Origin of the sequence: Streptomyces sp. SCSIO 75703 (assembly GCF_036607905.1) — a bacterium.
Lineage (GTDB): Bacteria > Actinomycetota > Actinomycetes > Streptomycetales > Streptomycetaceae > Streptomyces.
In genome coordinates this window covers 433633-451556 of the sequence record NZ_CP144555.1, presented here as the reverse complement: position 1 = coordinate 451556, position 17924 = coordinate 433633, and the positions used below count along the sequence as shown (strand labels likewise).

The 17924-nt window shown below is 71.2% G+C and carries 13 protein-coding genes and 1 pseudogene; 11 read left to right on the top strand and 3 right to left on the bottom strand.

Features of this window, described 5'->3' with window-relative positions; genetic code table 11:
- Nucleotides 1–44 precede the first annotated feature (44 nt).
- On the top strand, nucleotides 45–1034 hold the full coding sequence (locus tag VM636_RS02075; protein ID WP_030422640.1) for a GlxA family transcriptional regulator: 990 nt from the start codon (nucleotides 45–47) through the stop codon (nucleotides 1032–1034).
- Nucleotides 1035–1449: 415 nt separating this feature from the next.
- Here VM636_RS02075 and VM636_RS02070 read toward each other — a convergent pair whose 3' ends face one another.
- Nucleotides 1450–3060 carry an MFS transporter gene (locus tag VM636_RS02070; protein WP_053912838.1) on the bottom strand — a complete coding sequence of 537 codons (1611 nt, stop codon included), beginning with the start codon at nucleotides 3058–3060 and terminating at the stop codon, nucleotides 1450–1452.
- 360 nt (nucleotides 3061–3420) lie between these two features.
- Here VM636_RS02070 and VM636_RS02065 point away from each other — a divergent pair, with 360 nt between their 5' ends.
- From VM636_RS02065 to VM636_RS02045, 5 genes are all read left to right on the top strand, one after another.
- Nucleotides 3421–4410: an Lrp/AsnC family transcriptional regulator gene (locus VM636_RS02065; RefSeq protein WP_053912837.1), complete on the top strand. Its 990-nt coding sequence runs from the start codon at nucleotides 3421–3423 to the stop codon at nucleotides 4408–4410.
- Between the two features lie 651 nt (nucleotides 4411–5061).
- A complete protein-coding gene (locus VM636_RS02060; protein WP_030422637.1) occupies nucleotides 5062–6072 on the top strand; it encodes an ABC transporter substrate-binding protein in 1011 nt (336 codons plus the stop codon).
- A gap of 136 nt (nucleotides 6073–6208) precedes the next feature.
- Nucleotides 6209–7240, top strand: coding sequence for an iron chelate uptake ABC transporter family permease subunit (locus VM636_RS02055; protein WP_078856216.1), 1032 nt, complete (start codon nucleotides 6209–6211; stop codon nucleotides 7238–7240).
- Complete coding sequence (locus VM636_RS02050) at nucleotides 7233–8276, top strand: iron chelate uptake ABC transporter family permease subunit (RefSeq protein WP_053912836.1); 1044 nt, start codon at nucleotides 7233–7235, stop codon at nucleotides 8274–8276. The genes VM636_RS02055 and VM636_RS02050 overlap by 8 nt, the downstream gene beginning before the upstream one ends.
- Complete coding sequence (locus tag VM636_RS02045) at nucleotides 8273–9028, top strand: ATP-binding cassette domain-containing protein (RefSeq protein WP_030422634.1); 756 nt, start codon at nucleotides 8273–8275, stop codon at nucleotides 9026–9028. Before VM636_RS02050 ends, VM636_RS02045 begins: the two co-directional genes overlap by 4 nt.
- Nucleotides 9029–9476: 448 nt before the next feature.
- Here VM636_RS02045 and VM636_RS02040 read toward each other — a convergent pair whose 3' ends face one another.
- Nucleotides 9477–10088, bottom strand: a complete 612-nt coding sequence (locus VM636_RS02040; RefSeq protein ID WP_030422633.1) for a GNAT family N-acetyltransferase — start codon at nucleotides 10086–10088, stop codon at nucleotides 9477–9479.
- 959 nt (nucleotides 10089–11047) lie between these two features.
- Here VM636_RS02040 and VM636_RS02035 point away from each other — a divergent pair.
- Complete coding sequence (locus tag VM636_RS02035) at nucleotides 11048–12439, top strand: NAD(P)/FAD-dependent oxidoreductase (RefSeq protein WP_037859508.1); 1392 nt, start codon at nucleotides 11048–11050, stop codon at nucleotides 12437–12439.
- A 532-nt stretch (nucleotides 12440–12971) separates the two neighbouring features.
- Nucleotides 12972–13823, top strand: coding sequence for a phosphotransferase (locus tag VM636_RS02030; protein WP_078856215.1), 852 nt, complete (start codon nucleotides 12972–12974; stop codon nucleotides 13821–13823).
- A gap of 288 nt (nucleotides 13824–14111) precedes the next feature.
- Here the strand turns inward: VM636_RS02030 and VM636_RS02025 are convergent.
- Nucleotides 14112–14714: pseudogene (locus VM636_RS02025) on the bottom strand (PfkB family carbohydrate kinase); the annotation flags it as partial.
- A gap of 126 nt (nucleotides 14715–14840) precedes the next feature.
- Between VM636_RS02025 and VM636_RS02020 the strand changes: the two are divergent.
- The 3 genes from VM636_RS02020 (at nucleotide 14841) to VM636_RS02010 (ending at nucleotide 17882) form a co-directional block, all read left to right on the top strand.
- A complete protein-coding gene (locus VM636_RS02020) occupies nucleotides 14841–15851 on the top strand; it encodes an AraC family transcriptional regulator (RefSeq protein WP_338486283.1) in 1011 nt (336 codons plus the stop codon).
- 79 nt (nucleotides 15852–15930) lie between these two features.
- On the top strand, nucleotides 15931–17058 hold the full coding sequence (locus tag VM636_RS02015) for a hypothetical protein (protein ID WP_338483028.1): 1128 nt from the start codon (nucleotides 15931–15933) through the stop codon (nucleotides 17056–17058).
- Nucleotides 17055–17882 (top strand): SDR family NAD(P)-dependent oxidoreductase, encoded by an 828-nt coding sequence (locus VM636_RS02010; RefSeq protein ID WP_338483027.1) that lies wholly within the window; start codon nucleotides 17055–17057, stop codon nucleotides 17880–17882. The genes VM636_RS02015 and VM636_RS02010 overlap by 4 nt, the downstream gene beginning before the upstream one ends.
- Nucleotides 17883–17924 lie beyond the last annotated feature (42 nt).

The window sequence follows — 17924 nt, the reverse complement described above, 5'->3', positions numbered from 1 at the left end:
CCTGGCGCCATGTCCTTCCTGACAGAGAAACCACAGATCCGGACATGACGCATCGCGTGGGCTTCGTGGTCTTCGACGGTGTGACCCTCCTGGACGTCAGCGGTCCCGCGGAGGTCCTCCACCAGGCGAACCGGCTCGGCCACCCCTACGACCCGGTCCTGATCTCCCCGCGCGGGGGAGAGGTCGCGACCTCGACCGGGATGCCGTTGAGCGGCACCGTGACCGCCGCCGAAGCCGGCCGGGTCGACACGCTGCTCGTGGCCGGGGGCGACCGCCTGACCGGGCTGCCGGGTGACGCGGGGCTGCTGGAGACCACCCGTACCGTGGCCACGGGGGCGACCCGGATCGCCTCCGTGTGCACCGGGGCCTTCGTCCTGGCCCAACTCGGGCTGCTCGACGGGCGCCGGGCGACCACGCACTGGCGGCACGCCGACGTCCTCGCCCGCCGCCACCCCCGGGTGCGCGTCGAGCCGGACGCCATCCACGTACGCGACGGGCGGTTCATCACCTCCGCCGGCATCAGCGCGGGCATCGACCTGACCCTGGCCCTCGTCGAGGACGACCACGGAGCCGACGCGGCCCGCCGCATCGCCCGCGAACTGGTCGTCTTCCTGCAACGTCCGGGCGGACAGTCGCAGTTCACCACGGCCACCGCCCCGCCCCCGCGCCACGACCTGCTGCGCGCCCTGATCGACTCCGTGCAGGCCGACCCGGCCGCCGATCACGGACTGCCGGCCATGGCACGCGCCGCGGCCGTCAGCCCCCGGCACCTGACCCGGCTGTTCCACACCGAACTGGGCACCACCCCCGCCCGCTGGGTCGAGCGGGTCCGCCTCGACCGCGCCCAGCGACTCCTCCTCGACGGGCACAGCGTCACCTCGGCGGCCCGGCACAGCGGACTCGGCAGCGACGAGACCCTCCGCCGCGTCTTCGTCCGCCACCTGGGCATCACGCCCACCGCCTACCGCCAGCGCTTCGCCACCACCGGCACGGCGGCCGGGGGCGTACCCGCCGCCGGAACGCCGAGGGAATGACGGCCTCCGGCCGGGGCCGGGGCCACCGCCCCCGGTCGGCGCGGACCCCCGGACGCGTGCCGCCGGTTCCGGCCCGGCACCGGTACCGGGGTGGCCGTGGTATCGGGCGGGCCGGGTGCGGCCCCGGAGCACGGGGCGCGGAACGCTCACCCTGCGCTCCCCGTGGCGGCGCTCCCGCCCGCACCCGCGCGCCGTACCCGCGCGCCGTACCCGCGCGCCGCGTCCCGCGTCCAGACGCTCACCGTGCGCCCTCGGCCCGGCACCGGCCGGGACCCTCGCCCCGGTCGTCATCGTCATCGTCCCGACCGCGGTGGCGCTCCTGGTCCCGCGGGGGGTGCCGGCGCCGGTGGGCGTGGTGCTCGCCCGCCCGCGCGCCCGGCTGGCCTGGTCCGGGTCCGCTTTCCCGCGAGGACCGTCAGGCGGGCGTCCCCGACCCGACTCCGCGCCGCTCCGTGCCGCCGGGCACCCGCGCGGCCGGTTCGCCGGCGACCTTCACCGAGCGCTTGCGCCCCGCGGCGGGAAGGAGGGCGAAGGCGAGGACCGCCGCCAGGAACGTCAGCCCCGCCGAGACGATCAGGCAAAGGCGCATGCCGTCGAGGAAGGCGTCACCGACCGCGCCCCAGACCTGGCCGGCCCGCGGACCGAGCGCCATCGAGCCCACCGCGCCGAGGCCGGCCTCCCGCGTCGCGGCGGTGACCTGGTCGGCCAGCGCACCGTCCACCCCGGCCTCGGCGAGACGGCCGGGCAGGGAGGAGACGGCCCGGCTGGTGAGCAGCGCGCCGAGTACGGCGGGCCCGAGCGCCCCGCCCACCTGGCGGAAGGCGTTGTTGCCGGCGGCCGCCATCCCCGCCAGCGGGTGCGGTACGGAGGCGACCGCGGTGGCCGTCATCGGCGTCGTCACCAGCCCCATGCCCAGCCCCAGCAGGAGCAGCCGCCAGGAGAGCGAGCCGAAGGAGGTGCCGGCATCGGCTCCGAGCAGGGTGAGCATGGCCGCCGACACCATGAGCAGCCCCGTGGTGATCATGAGGCGCGGCGAGAGCCGGTGCATGACGCGCCCGGCGATACCGCTGACGATCAGCGCGGCCCCGCTGATCACGAGCAGCCGCCAGGCGGTACCGAGGGTGTCGAGCCGCTGGACCATGCCGAAGTAGAGGCTCAGCACGAAGAAGAAGCCGATCATGCCCAGGAACATGATCATCGCGACGAGGGTCGTGGCGGTGAAACCGGGGCTGCGGAAGAGCGCGAGATCGAGCATCGGGTGGGCGGAGCGCCGCTCGGTCACGACGAAGAGGACACCGCTGACGACGGCGACGGCGAGCGCGACGACGACCCGCGGGTCGCCGAAGGAACCGGCGCCGCCCTCGATGACGCCGTAGACCAGCGCGGTGATGGCGAGCGCGGCCGTGATCTGGCCGGGCCAGTCGAGCCGCCCGGCGCGCGGCGCGCGGGACTCGGGCAGCGCCCGCACCGAGACGACGACGGCGACGAGCGCCACGGGAAGCGGCACGAGGAAGATCCAGCGCCAGCCGGCCTGACCGACGATCGTTCCGGCCAGCACACCGCCGACGGCGAGCGCGCCCAGCAGGCACATGGCCCAGACGCCGATGAACTTCCCGCGTTCGCGGTGGTCGGGCACGGCGTGGCTGATGAGGGCCAGCGTCGTGGGCAGCAGCGCGGCGGCACCGAGCCCGGACAGCGCCTGCCCGGTCCACAACTGGCCGATCGAGTGCGCGGTCAGCGAGGTGGCCGCGCCGCCGGCGGAGAGCAGCAGCCCGGCGACGAAGACCTTGCGCCGTCCGTGGACGTCGCCGAAGACACCGGCGGTGAGGATGAAGGCGGCCATCGGCAGCACGAAGGCGTCCGACACCCACGCCAACTGCGAGGTCGTCGTGGACAGCGCCGACTGGATGGCCGTCAGGCTCACCGAGACGCTGGTCACCGGCAGGTAGGCGACGAAGACCCCGAGACAGGCCAGGACTATGGTCGCCCCCCGGCGCGGCACGGCTGAGGGCGGTGACTGGGACAACACGACTCCTTCGCGGCGCCGGGGCCGGCGCGGGGAACAGACGGGGAGGGGCAGGGGAACAGACGGGGAGACAGGGGACCGAGGGGCGGCGTCGGGCCGTGCGGGGCGGGGGACCGGCACCAGCCGGAACCCGCACGGGCCGGATCGCGCAGGAGCCGGAACCCGTACGTGCGGGCCTCCGCACGGGCCGATGAGCCGGAGCCGTAGGGGCCGGGCCGCACCGGACGCCGTCGGCCGGGGGCCCCAGGCGGGAACGCCGAGCCTGCCCCAGCCTCCACCGACAGGGGTGTTTCCCTCAAACAAAGTCCGCCGAACCGGAGGAAACCACCACTCTACGGCGGACCGATCCATACTTGCTCCATGCTCGACACCCTGGACAGCCATATCCTCCACGCGCTGCACATCGCCCCCCGGGCGCCGTTCCGGCTGGTCGGAGAGGTGGTGGGGGCGTCGGAACAGACTGTCGCCCGCCGCTACCGGGCGATGTGCCGCACGGGGACGGTACGGGTGGTGGGGCTCGTCGACCCGGTGGTGCAGGGGCTGGTGGCGAGCGTGGTCCGGATCTCGCTGCGCCCCGACCGGATCGACGCGTGCGCCGAGGCGCTGACGCGGCTGCCCGAGGTCTCCTTCGCGCACATCTCCTTCGGCGGCTCGGAGATCGTGTGCTCGATGGCGACGCCGCACGAGGGGCGGATGCCGGAGGTGCTGCGGCAACTCGCCCGCACCCCGGGGGTGCTGGAGGTCGACACCCGCATGACCCTGCACAGCTACTCCCGGCCCGGCGCCGCCTGGGGACGGCTCGGCCCCTCGCTCCCCGAGGAGGCGGTGACGTCCCTGCGCGAGCACCACCCGCCTGCGGCACCACAGGGCCCGCCGGTCGAACCGCACGAGGAGGACGCCGCGCTGCTCGCCGCGCTCGCCGAGGACGGCCGCGCGAGTCAGGCCGCGCTCGCCGAGCGCACCGGCTGGACCACGGGCCGGGTCGCCCGGCGCCTGGAGGCGCTGGAGCGCTCGGGCACGCTGTTCTACGACGTGGACCTGGCCCTGGAGAAGCTGGGCTACCCCTTCAGCGCCGCGCTCTGGATGGAGACCTCCCCCGCCCGGCTGCACGAGACGGGCTCGGCCGTCGCCGCGCTGCCCCGGGTCGTCTTCGCCTGCGCCACGGCCGGGGCGCAGAACCTCATGGCGATCGTCATGTGCACGGGCACCACCGACTTCTACGACTGGCTCAGCCGTCGGCTGGCGACGGTGCCGGGCGTCAGCGGCTACACGATCAGCGTCCGGCTGCGCACCCTCAAGAAGGCCGCCTCACTCGTCTACCAGGGACGGCTGGTCGCACCGCCCCGCTGAGGGCCCCGGCCGCCTGCCGGGAGAGGGGGGAGGCCCCCAAGGTGCACGACTGGCTCGTGAACTACGGGGTCGAGAAGAACCCGCACGCCGGGGAGTTGCGGCTCTTGGAGCGCCGGCGACGCGAGGTCTGGCCCCGTTCCGAGGAGCCGTCAGCCCGCGGCGCGCGGGCCGGGGCGAACCCCCGCCGGTCCGCCCGTGCGGCCCGGCCACACGGTCCGCCCGCGCGGCCTGCCCGCATCCCTGCGTGTGTGCCCGGACGGCTCCGTACGGCGGATGCCCGCGGTGCCCCGGCGGCGCGACCGGGTGACACCCACCCGTCGGCCGTCCCCGCCCCGGCCCCCGCCGGGCACCCCCCGTGCCGGCCGGACATCGCCCCCTCGCTCCGCCGGCCCGGGACGGGCGCCCCGTGCTCGAAACGGCCCCCGGGCGCTCGCCCGCGGGCAGGCGTCGCACGGGAGGGGACTGACGAACGGACGGGCGGTGTCCGCCAAATCCGGAACCGGGTCTACCGACCGCATGAAGGCGTATGTAAGGTAAGCCTATGCTTACCTCGGTGTGGGTCTCCTCCGTACCGGAGTTGCCCGCATCGATCCCGTGTTCCGTCGGCGTGCCGTGCGCCGACGCCACCCGCTGGAATGGAGTTCCTGCACCATGCTCACGCAGCGCCGCCACCTGCTCGCCGCCACCGCGGTATCGACCGTTCTGACGTTCGGTCTTGTCGGATGCGCGGGTGGTGACTCCGACGGGAAGGGGTCGGCCGGCACCGCCGCGGACGCGGGTGCCGCGTCGTCGGTCGAGGTGGAGGACAACCACGGGACGCAGAAGGTCAAGCTGCCGGCGAAGAGCGTCGTCGCCACCGACAACCGCACCTTCCAGACCCTGTCCGACTGGGGCGTCGAACTCAGCGCCGCGCCGGTCGACCTGATCGCGGCGGACAACCCGTACAAGACCGACAAGTCCATCGTGAACCTGGGGACGCACAACGAGCCCGACCTGGAGGCGGTCGTCGCCGCCGCACCCGATCTGATCGTCAACGGTCAGCGCTTCTCCTCGTACTACAAGGACTTCAAGAAGCTCGCCCCCGAGGCGACGATCGTCGAACTCGACCCGCGCGAGGGCAAGCCCTTCGACGAGGAGCTGAAGCGCCAGGTGGAGGTCCTGGGGCGGATCTTCGGGCACGAGAAGGACGCGGAGAAGCTCATCAAGGACTTCGACGCCTCGATCGCGCGCGTCAAGGAGGCATACGACCCGAAGGACAGCGTCATCGGGGTGATCACCTCGGGCGGCGAGATCAACTACGCGGCGCCGAGCACCGGCCGCACGGTCGGCCCGGTGTTCGACATCCTCGGACTGACGCCCGCGATCAAGACGGACGGCTCCGGCGACCACCAGGGCGACGACATCTCCGTCGAGGCGATCGCCGCGGCCAAGCCCGACCTGATCATCGCGCTCGACCGCGACGCGGCCGTGAGCAAGGGCTCCTCGGACTCCTACGTCCCGGCCAACGAACTGCTGGCGAACTCCGAGGCGCTGCGGAACGTCCCCGCAGTGAAGAACGGCAACATCATGTACTTCCCGCGGCTCACCTACGTGAACGAGGGCATCCAGACCTACACGGCCTTCTTCAACGGCCTCGCCGACAAGCTCGAGGCGAACGCCTGAGGCGACGGGCAGGACCTGTCGGGCCCCGCGGGCCGAACCGGCGCCCCGGTCCGGCCCGCGGGCCCCGTCGCGGCGACGTGACACCACCGGCGCCGCGCCCGGACCACCCCCCGTCTTCGACCGAGAGCGCACCCGTATGACCGTCCCGCCCACCGGCACCCCGGCCGCCGAGCGGCCGCCGCACCCGGATGCCGGTTCCTCCCGAGCCCGCGTGCCCAAGGCCCGCCTGTTCACCTGGCCGTTGCTGATCGGCCTCGTCGTCACGGCGGGACTCGTCGTCCTGTCCCTCTTCGTCGGGGTCTACGACATCTTCGGCGGGAAGGACGGAGCCGAGATGTTCGTCATCACCCGCGTCCCCCGCACCGTCGCACTCGTGCTCGCGGGCGCGGCGATGGCGATGTCGGGCCTGGTGATGCAACAGCTCACACAGAACCGTTTCGTCGAGCCCACCACCACGGGCACCACCGAGTGGGCCGGGCTCGGCCTGCTGCTGATCACGATCCTCGTGCCGGGCGCGTCGCTGCTGGTGAAGATGACCGGCGCGGTCGTCACCGCCTTCGCCGGGACCATGATCTTCTTCCTGTTCCTGCGCCGCATCACCCTGCGCTCCTCGATCATCGTCCCCATCGTGGGCATGATGCTCGGCGCGGTCGTCGGAGCGGTCTCCTCCTACATCGCGCTGTCCACGAACATGCTCCAGAGCATGGGCGTGTGGTTCCTCGGCTCGTTCACCTCGGTGCTGCGCGGCCAGTACGAACCGCTCTGGGCGGTGGCGTTCGTCGTCGTGGCCGTGTTCATCGCCGCCGACCGCTTCACCGTGGCCGGTCTCGGCCAGGACATCGCCACCAACGTCGGCCTGAACTACCACAGGGTCGTGCTGCTGGGCACCGGACTCATCGCCGTCGCCACCGGCATCGTCACGGTCGTCGTCGGCAACCTGCCCTTCCTCGGGCTCATCGTGCCCAACGTCGTCTCCCTCTTCCGCGGCGACGACCTGCGGTCGAACCTGCCCTGGGTGTGCCTGGCCGGCGTGGCCACGGTCACGGTCTGCGACATCATCGGCCGCATCATCGTCATGCCCTTCGAAGTGCCGGTCGCCCTGATCCTGGCGGTCGTGGGCTCGTTCGTGTTCATCACCCTCCTGCTGAGACAGCGCCGCCATGCCTGAACCGACCACCGCCCCCGCCGCCGCCCCCCGCACGGCCCGTCACTCCGGCGCCCTGCCGACCGCGCGAGCACATCGCCGGTACTGGGCCGTCCTCACCGCACTGGCCGTGCTCAGCGCGCTCATCGTCGTCGGCACCCTCGCCTGGGACAACCCGATGCCCTTCGGCACCACCGGGTTCTGGCGCATCGCCGAACTGCGGGCGACCAGCGTCGTCATCATCGTCGTCGTCGCGTTCTGCCAGGCGCTCGCGACCGTCGCGTTCCAGACCGTCACGAACAACCGCATCATCACGCCCTCGATCATGGGGTTCGAGTCCCTCTACCGGGTGATCCAGACCGGCGCGGTGTTCTTCCTCGGCATCGCCGGGGCCACCCTGGTGCAGGGCGTGTGGCAGTTCGTCGCGCAGGTCGTGCTCATGGTCGCCTTCGCCGCCGTGCTCTACGGCTGGCTGCTGTCCGGCAAGTACGGCAACATCCAGGTCATGCTGCTGATCGGGATCATTCTCGGCGGCGGTCTCGGGGCGCTGTCGACCTTCATGCAACGGCTGCTGACGCCCACCGAGTTCGACGTGCTCACCGCACGCCTGATCGGCAGCATCGCCAACGCCGACGCCAGTTACCTCGCCGTCTCGCTGCCCCTCGCCGCCGTCGCAGGCGGGGCGCTGTGGGCCGGCGGCCGGCGCCTGAACGTCCTCGCGCTCGGCCGCGAGGCCGCCACCAACGTCGGTGTGAACCACCGGCGCGAGACGATCGTCGTGCTGCTGCTCGTCTCCCTGCTGATGGCCGTCTCCACCTCGCTGATCGGCCCGATGACGTTCTTCGGGTTTCTCGTCGCGATGCTCTCCTACCAGCTCGCCGACACCCACGACCACCGCTACGTGTTCCCCGTCGCCTGGCTCACCGGCATCGTCGTCCTGGGCGGCGCCTACTTCGTCCTCAAGAACATCTTCTACGCGGCCGGCTCGGTCGGCATCATCATCGAGATCGTCGGCGGCACCTTCTTCCTCGTCCACATCCTGAGAAAGGGGCGGCTGTGATCACGCTCACGCAGGTCGCCAAGCGCTACACCAGCGAGGTCGCGATCGGCCCCGTCGACCTCACCATCCCGGCCGGCGGCCTCACCGCCCTGGTCGGCCCCAACGGCGCGGGCAAGTCGACCCTGCTGACCATGATCGGCCGGCTGCTGGGCATCGACTCGGGCGCGATCGAGATCGCCGGCTACGACATCGCCGGCACCGACTCGAAGGACCTCGCCAAGATCGTCTCGATCCTGCGCCAGGAGAACCACTTCGTCACGCGCCTCACCGTGCGCCAACTGGTCGGCTTCGGGCGGTTCCCCCACTCGCAAGGACGCCTCACCCGCGAGGACGAGGAGATCATCAGCCGTTCCATCGACTTCCTGGGACTGCGCGCACTCGAAGGCCGCTACCTCGACCAACTCTCCGGCGGCCAGCGGCAACGCGCCTACGTCGCCATGGTGCTCGCGCAGGACACCGACTACCTGCTGCTGGACGAACCCCTCAACAACCTCGACATGCGCCACTCCGTGCAGATGATGCAGCACCTGCACCGCGCGGCCACCGAACTCGGGCGCACGATCGTGATCGTGCTCCACGACATCAACTTCGCCGGCCACTACGCCGACCGCATCTGCGCGGTGAAGGACGGAACCGTCCGCCACGTCGGCAACCCGGACGAGATCATGCGCGACGACGTCCTCACGGACATCTTCGACACCCCCGTCCAGGTCGTCGACGGCCCCCGCGGCAGAATCGCGGTCTACTACTGACCCTGGTGACATCGGTGACATCGGTGACATCGGTGACATCGGTGACATCGGTGACATCGGTGACATCGGTGACATCGGCGTCTCGGCCGCCGCGCGCCGAGCGTGCCGGAGCGCTCGCCGAGTGGTCGTTCCCGCTCCGGCCGATCGTCGTCATGTGCCACGCCCCACCGGGTCCCGGTACGGGCCGCCGACGGCCGGGAGCGCGTCGAGGCCGCCCGTGGCGCGACACCGGCCGTCCTCCATGACGGGCAACCGGCCGGCGCCGTCGCCGGCCGGCCCGAGGCAGCCTCCCGGGCGCGGCGATGACCACCACCGCCGTCCCCGGGCCCCAGGCGCAGGCCGCGCGTCGCGTCGCGTCGTGCCGTGGAACGTGCTCGGGGCGGGGCGGGGTGGGCCGTCGCGGCAGCGCCGTACGACGGCCCGCCGGCCGGCCTGGCCCGGTGCCGGCTCAGGTACGGGTCCGTCCGGGACGGCGTGTCATGGCCCAGGTGTGCGGGCCGCCGCCGGGCAGCGGGTACGCGGCGGTCACCTCGAAGCCGAGGTGCTGGTAGAAGCGCACGTTGCCTTCCTCGGAGGTCTCCAGGAAGGCGGGCACCCCCGCCTCCTCCGCGGCCCGGAGCCCGGGACGGATCACCGCCGTTCCGAGCCCTTGTCCCTGCCGCTCGGGGTCGACGCCCACCGAGCCGAGGAACCACGCCGGCTCGGCGGGCCTGTGCTCCCGCATGGCGGCCTCCGCCTCGGCCGATGCCCGCGCACGGTCTCCGGCGAGTTCGGCGATCCGTGGTCCCAGCTCGGCGAACACGTCTTCGGCGTCGGCGGTCTCGGGGGTGGTCCACACGGCCACCGCGGCACAGTCGTCGGTCACCCAGACCCGGCCGTGCTCCAGGCCGACCCGGGAGACGAACAGGTCGTTGAGCTTCTCCAGGCGCGCCAAGTGATCGTCGGCCGCGACAGTGTGGCGGGTGAAGGAGTAGTGGGCGAAAGCGCGCCCCAGCGTCCGAACGGCCCGTGGCACGTCCTCGCGGGTCGCGAGGCGGACGGCCGGCCGGTTCGTGATCATGTCCATCGTGTCCCTCGGTCGTGGTGAGGAGGTCGGGTACGCGGTGCGGTCCCCTGCCGTGGCCGAGCCGGGCCCGCACCGGCGCGTGCGGCACCAGTGTCGCCCCCTGCCGGTCCCAGCCGGCATCCGGTGGGTGCGAGCGCGAGCCCTTCGCCGGTCTCTCCCGCCCCGCCACAAGAGACCTTGTCCGACCCGCTGTCCCGCGCGGGGCACCTCGCGGCCCGCCGCTCCTTGACGGCTCTTCAAGACGGTGCGCGGGGACACGGATTCGGCTGCTCTCCGGCGGCCGGTCGCCCCGCCGGCTCCACTCCGTCCCCGCCGCGGCGGAGGCGCCACGAGCACTTCGCCGTCGTACCCCGCCCTCGGGGCAGGGAAGCCCGTACCCCCATCGACCTCGCCACCACCTGTCTCCGACAGGCGACGGCCCGAGGCGGGTGGTCGATCCCTGGGACGCCCTTGACACACGTTCACGCGGACAGGGCGGAGAACCAGATTGCGGATCCGCTTCCTTCCGCGTCTCGGAGGAATGAGATCGCGCAGACCGGGAAGGAGCTCTCGTCGGGCACATTTCCGCCAGGGCGTCATTCACCCTTTCTGTTGCGTTGCCGCCGTGAAGTTCAAAGGGGTGATGGCGTGCAGGAAGACGATCTTCGTGGCCGGTCCGAGGGGCGGCCCGGTCGCCCCCGACGAGTCGATGAAGGTGCAGTTCATCTGCCGGGAGTGGGGCGGGATGCCGACCTGTGACCGTATGGCCGGGCGGGCTGTCCAGGTCGGCACTCCGGGCCGGTTGGCCATAGTGATTGCGATGGCAAATTCGCGAAATTTAGCCAATCCTGCTACAGTAAAAAGAAATCCGCCTCTCTGGACCGGTCGATACGTGCGGATTCTGGCGACCGGATGGCTTCGTCCTGCCCGTAAGGGCGGGTGCGGGGCAGCATGGTGAAAATAAAGGAACATTCGTGGCGAACAGAAAAAGAGTAGCGATTGTCGGTGCCGGCCCCTCGGGCATGGCTCAGCTGAGGGCGTTCGAGACCGCAGCGCGCGCGGGGGCGGACATCCCCGAGATCGTCTGTTTCGAGAAACAGGCTGACTGGGGCGGCCAGTGGAACTTCACCTGGCGCACCGGACTCGACGAGTACGGCGAGCCCGTGCACTCGAGCATGTACCGCAACCTGTGGTCGAACGGGCCGAAGGAAGCGCTGGAGTTCGCGGACTACACCTTCGACGAGCACTTCGGCCGTCCCGTCTCCTCGTACCCGCCGCGCCCGGTCCTGTGGGACTACATCGCCGGCCGGCTGAAGAAGACGAACGTGCGGGACTTCATCCGTTTCGAGACCGTCGTGCGCTGGACGGAATACGACGCCGAGCGTGAGGTCTTCACGCTCTCGGTCGAGCATCTCCCCACCGGAGAGACGACGACCGAGGAGTTCGACCACGTGGTCGTCGCCAGCGGCCACTTCACTTTCCCCAACGTGCCGCAGTTCCCTGGCATCGAGACCTTCCCCGGGCTCATCGTCCACGCGCACGACTTCCGCGGGGCCGAAGGCTTCCAGGGGCAGGACATCCTCGTCGTCGGCTCCAGCTACTCGGCCGAGGACATCGGCAGCCAGGCGTTCAAGATGGGCGCACGCTCGGTGACGGCGAGCTATCGTTCCGCGCCGATGGGCTACGACTGGCCCGACGGCTTCGAGGAACGCCCCACCATCGAGCGCATCGACGGCAACACGGTCCACTTCGCCGACGGCACCTCGAAGCGCATCGACGCCGTCATCCTGTGCACCGGCTACCTGCACAAGTACCCGTTCCTGCCCGACGAACTGGCGCTGACCTCCCCGAACAACGTGTACCCGGACGGTCTCTACCGCGGTGTCGTGTGGCAGGAAAACCCGCGCCTGGCCTACCTCGGCGCGCAGGACCAGTGGTTCACCTTCAACATGTTCGACGCGCAGGCATGGTACGTACGCGACCTCATCCTGGGCCGTACCGAACTGCCGTCGGAGGCCGACCGCGCCGCGTCCATCACCGAGTGGCGGAAACGTTTCGCGGAGATCTCCTCGGACGCCGACGAGATCCGTTTCCAGGCCGACTACGTGCGTGATCTGCTCCGGCAGACGGACTACCCCGAGTTCGACCTCGACCGGGTCGTCGAGATCTTCCTCGCGTGGAAGCGCGACAAGAAGGCCGACATCATGGGCTACCGCGACCGTGTCTACCGCTCGGTCATGACGGGAACCCTGGCCGCCCGGCACCACACCCCGTGGCTCGAGGAGCTCGACGACTCGATCGAGCGCTACCTCGCCGAAGCGCCCGCCGCGACCTCGCGGTTCGCCGAGCGCAGAGCGGCGGCGTAACTCCCCGAGACAGGGGATCGACCCCCTCACGGTCCAGGGGCCCGGCAACTCCCGCCGCGGGCCCCTGACCCGTATCCCCGGTAGGGGGACAACGGCGGAGCCGGTACCGTGAGGTCGATCCCCGGGGCGCCGCGCCCCTGTCCGTGGCGCGACGCGGCCAGGTGGGGCTGGCGGCCACGCAGGTGATGTCGCCGCACCCCTTGGTGCCGAGCGCGTCCGCGCCGAAGCCTCCCGTCGATCATCTGCCGATCACCGCGCCACCGGCCACAACGACCGTTGCTGACCGGCCGAAACGGCCGCAGCCGTTCCCACTCGGCATCCGTCAGACCCCCTAGCTCATGTCCACGTCAACCACCCGGGCACGGGCCAGTCACATGATCGGCCGAATAAATCCCAGGGCCAGTGCAGGTCCCGCTTTGCGATGCTTATCGCCGGTCCGGGGCCGGCCGCCGAATGATGTTCACGAAGACATCGGGGGCATCGCTGCTGTCCCCAGACGTGTGTGACTCAACAATGAATGAGGGAGAACGGTATGGAGCCGTTAGAACTCCACCGCGCAGTTGAGGCAGGGCGGGCGACTGCTTCGGAGCTGGGCCTTCAGGTCGACGATGCGATCGTCATCCACAACTCGGACCGCGTCGCGCTGCGCCTGGTCCCTTGCGATGTCCTGGCCCGGGTCGCACCGTTGAGACAACTGGCTGATTCCGAGTTCGAAGTAGAGGTTGCTCGCCGTCTCGCCGCCGTTGACGCGCCGGTGGCCGAGCTCGATCCTCGGGTCGAGCCCCGAGTCCATGTGCGTGATGCCGTCGCCATCTCGCTATGGACCTACTACGAACCGGTGGGATCAGAGATCCCGCCCGCCGACTACGCAGACGTGTTCGTGCGGCACCACGCCGCCCTGCGGCAGATCGATCTGGACGCACCGCATTTCACCGGCCGAGTCGCCGTGGCACTGAGAGAGGTGAACGACCGGGAGCGGTCCCCCGAGCTGCCCGATTTTGACCGGGCGCTCCTCGGCGACACACTCAGTGGACTGAGCGCCGCGATCAGCAGCGACAATGCCGGCGACCAGTTGTTGCACGGGGAGCCTCACCCGGGCAACCTCCTGAACACGAGGAGAGGGCCGCTCTTCGTAGACCTCGCCACCTGCTGCCGTGGGCCGATCGAGTTCGACCTCGCCCATGCGCCCGAAGACGTGGGAAGGCACTATGCGGGGGCTGACCACGACCTGATCCACCGATGCCGCGCCCTGAACTGGGCGATGTTCTCCGCCTGGCGCTGGCGCCGAGACGACCACATGCCCGACCGGGACCACTGGAGAGTGGAGGGCCTCAACCAGGTTCGGGCTGCACTCGATCGCTGCGGACTGGGCGGCTGGACTTGAGACAGAGGGGCTGCTGTGTCCCGATCCGCTGCGCCGTGTGCGGCATCCCGTCACCGTGCAGCGGTCGGCCGGCCTGGGAGGGCCCCTCGCCCCGTGCCCACGTCAACGACCCGGACGGACTTGTCACATGATCGCCCGGAATGTCCTCCTTGCAAGTGACGGGAAACAAGCACCGCCACGGTCGATCACGCCCAGGAAGAGGCGCAGAGCGTGTGCGCGATCACGAGAGGCGTTCCGGGACTCCTGGGCCCGGCTCGCCGCGGGGTTCGGCAGCGGCATCGCGACCGTTCAGCGTGAGGGGGGAGAAGCCTCAGTGTGCCGGGCCGACGTGCTCGGCGGACGCTGGGGTCGGCAGATCGCGAGCGAAGGGCGGTCGGCGCCCGAGCAGGTGCACGTGATCGCGGCGGCGCGGGCGGCGAAGCCGAGGATCTGCGGCCAGGTGTCGGCGGACAGCAGGTCCCGTTCGGCCAGGGTGTGCAGGAGGGCCGCGTTGACGGTGTCACCCGCGCCGATGGTGTCGACGACCCGGACGGGCTCGCCGGGCACCGAGTACTCGCCGCCGGTGCGCGTGTAGACCGTCAGGCCGGCCTCGCCCCGGGTGACCACGACGGCGGACGCGCCTGCCTCCAACCAGCCCGCGATGTCGCCCCCGAGTCATCGCGCGTCCTCGTCGCTGAGCTTGACCAGCGAGACCGACGGCAGGAGACGGCGGAAGCGCGCCCGGCAGGCGTCCGGGTCCGGGATGAGGCCCGCCCGGATGGTGGAGTCCAGAGCGACGAACGGTCCAAGCCGTGCCTCGCGGCGCATGAGTTCTTCGTACGCGCTCGCTCCCGGCTCCAGCACCAGCGAGCAGGCACCGAACGACACCGCCCTGATCCCGTCGGGAAGGGCCCCGGCATGTCACGCGTCCGCCAGCCGGCATCGTGTGCCCTTCCCGTTGTCGACCATCATGGAGGTAAACGTTTACCCGACTGTCGTGGGAAACGTGGGTGCCCTAGCATCGCCCCCGTGGGAGCGATGATCCGGGGAGCCAGCCTGCGCGGATTCGCGCGTCTCGTCGAGGAACTCGGCGGCGACCCGGCGGCATTCACCGAGCGGTTCGCGATCTCCCCGGACGCGCTCACCTCCGAGGAGGGGCTCGTCCCGATCACCGCACACGACCTGATGCTCGACGCGGTCGCCGGCGATCTGCGGTGCACTGACTTCGGCCTCCGTCTGGCCTGCGGCCAGGATCTCAGCGTCCTCGGCCGGCTGGCGCTGGCCATCCAGGCGTCGTCCACGGTGGCGGAGGCGCTGGAGTGCGCCTCGCGCTTCATGTTCGTGCACAGCCCCGCTCTGAGCGTCGGCGTGGAACCGGACCCGCGAGGTCGCCGGGAGGTGGTGGCGCTGACCTACCGGAAGGATCTGCGTGAGTCGCCGTACTCCCCCCAGGCCATGGAGCTCGGACTCGCGCTCTTCCACCGGGTGGCGGTGACACTGACCGGCGGGCCGGCCGGTCTCCGGTCGGTCGAACTGCCCCACCAGCCCCTCTCGCCGGTGTCCCGGTACGCCGAGTACTTCGGTGTGGGGGTGAGCTTCGGGTGCCCCGCCGCCGCGCTCCGGGTGGAGCGGCGCCTGCTCGACACGGAGTTCCGCGGCGCGGACGCGGCGATCCGCCGGCTCGCCGTGGACTACCTGACCGCCCACCACACCGATCCGGAGCGTCTGGTCTCCACTCACGTGCGCCGAGCCCTGGCCGCGAGCATCGGCGCCACCCCCGCCGTACTCGGCCAGATCGCGCGACTCCTCGCGATGCACCCCCGCACGTTGCAGCGACGGCTCGCCGCGGAGTCGACCAGCTTCGAGGCGATTGTGGACGACGTGCGGCGGGACATCGCTCTGCGCCACATCACCACCACGGACCTGCCGCTCGGCCAGATCGCGGCGATGGCGGGGTTCGCCGAGCAGTCGGGCCTCAGTCACGCCGTACGGCGGTGGGAGGGCACCAGCCCGTCCCGGCTCCGGCGCCGCACACGCGGCACCTTCTGAGATTGTCGCGCTGGAACAAGTTCCGGCCTGCCGGGGAGGGCATCCTGCTGCCCCGACGACCGAGAGCGAGGAGTAGCCCATGGCGACTGCCGGAACCGACCAGCTGGCCGGGATCGGTGCACGGCCGATCCCCGAGTTCGACGGTGTGCACGAGGTGTGGCCGCGCGGCGAGCGGTTGCGGGCGGTCCGCGGGGCCGCCTCGGCGTACAAGGAGCGCTTCAAGGCCCAGGGGCAGGTGCACGCGGTGAAGTCGGTCGACATCGCCGCGGCGCCGTACCCGGTCACGTACGCCTTCCACAACGCCGTGTCGGTGCCCAGCCTCCCTCTGATCTCGATGATCAACCGCATGATCGTCGTGCAGTACGAGGACTTCGACGGCCGGGCACGCACCCTCGTGTTCGAGCCGACGGTGCCGGACGGCTCCGCGGAAGCGCCCTTCTACCGCAACCTGCGGAAGATGATGGACAAGGTCCCCGGCGGCAAGGTGCTGGAGCGGACCGTACTGAGGTACTACGCCGAGCCCGGCGATGTCCTGCGCCGTCTCGGGCTCGCCCCCGACGACATCGATTTCTGCACCTTCGACCACCTGCACGTGCAGGACCCGCGGATGGTCCTCGGGTCCACCGAGGTCATCGAGGGGGAGCCTGCTCCCCGCGGACCGCTGTTCGGCGCGGCGCGGATGCTCGTACACCGTCGTGAACTGGCGACGTTGCAGTCCCTGCACCCGATGCAGTGGGCGTGGTACGTCGACGGCGGCCTGGACGGCGTCGACCCGGCCCAGTTCGTCACCTTCGACGGCGACATCGAACTCGGCCCCGGTGTCACGCTGCTGTGGACCCCCGGGCACACCGACGGCAACCACTCCCTGGCGCTCAACACCCCCGACGGGGTGTGGGTGTCCTCGGAGAACGGCATCTCGCTGGACAACTGGCAGCCGGAACTGTCCAGGATCCCCGGCGTGCGGCGCTACCACCGGAACTTCGGCCGGGAGATCTGCCCCAACGCCAACACCCTGGAGGACTCCCTCGACCAGTACGACTCGATGGTCAAGGAGAAGACTCTCGCCGACCGGTGCAAGGCGGACCCGCGCTGGCTGCAGATCCTGCCCTCCACCGAACTCGCCCCGTGGAAGCGGTTCTGGCCGGTGGTCCCCACCTACGTCCACGGGGGAATCAGCTACGGCGAGATCAAGGGCGGACGGCGATGAGGCGCTCCCCCGCCGGGGCGGTGGTCACCGGAGCGGGCCGGGGACTCGGCCGGATGCTCGCGGCGCTGCTGGTCGAACGCGGCCACCGCGTGCTGGTCACCGACATCGACGAGGACGCGGCGCGCGCCACGGCCACCGGGCTCGGGCCCGATGTGCTGTGGGCCCGCGTCGACGTGCGTGACGAGGCCCAGGTCGACGCGGCGCGGGACCGCGTCGCGGCCGAGGCGGGACGCCTGGACCTGTGGATCAACAACGCCGGCGTCCTCGCGACCGGACCGGCCTGGGAACAGGCGCCGGACGTGCGGCGCCTGATGCTGGAGGTGAACGCCCTCGGCACGGTCAACGGCACGGTCGCCGCGATCGAGGCGATGCGGGGCACGGGCGGGCACATCCTCAACGTCGTGTCGCTCGCCGGTCTGACCCCGGTGCCGGGTGAGGCGGTCTACGCCGCCTCCAAGCACGCCGCGATCGGCTTCAGTCTGAGCACACTCGCCGACCTGCGCCTCGCCGGGATCAAGGAGATCGACATCTCCTGCGTCTGCCCCGACGGCATCTGGACCCCGATGCTCCACGACAAACTCGACGATCCCGCCTCCGCGCTCTCCTTCTCCGGCAAGCTGCTCGAACCCGAGGATGTCGTCGACGCCGTCGGCAAGGTCCTGGACCGCCCGCGCCCGGTCACCGCGACGCCGGCCTGGCGCGGGCTGCAGGTGCGCCTGGCGGACGCCCTTCCCTCGTTCGGGCTGCGCGCCCTGCCCCTCGCGGTCGCGCGCGGCAGACGGGTGCAGCGCAAGATGCTGGCGAAGTCCGCTCGTCGCGGGTGACCGGTGCGTGCGCGGGCGCCGCTCCCTCGCTCGGCGCCCCGC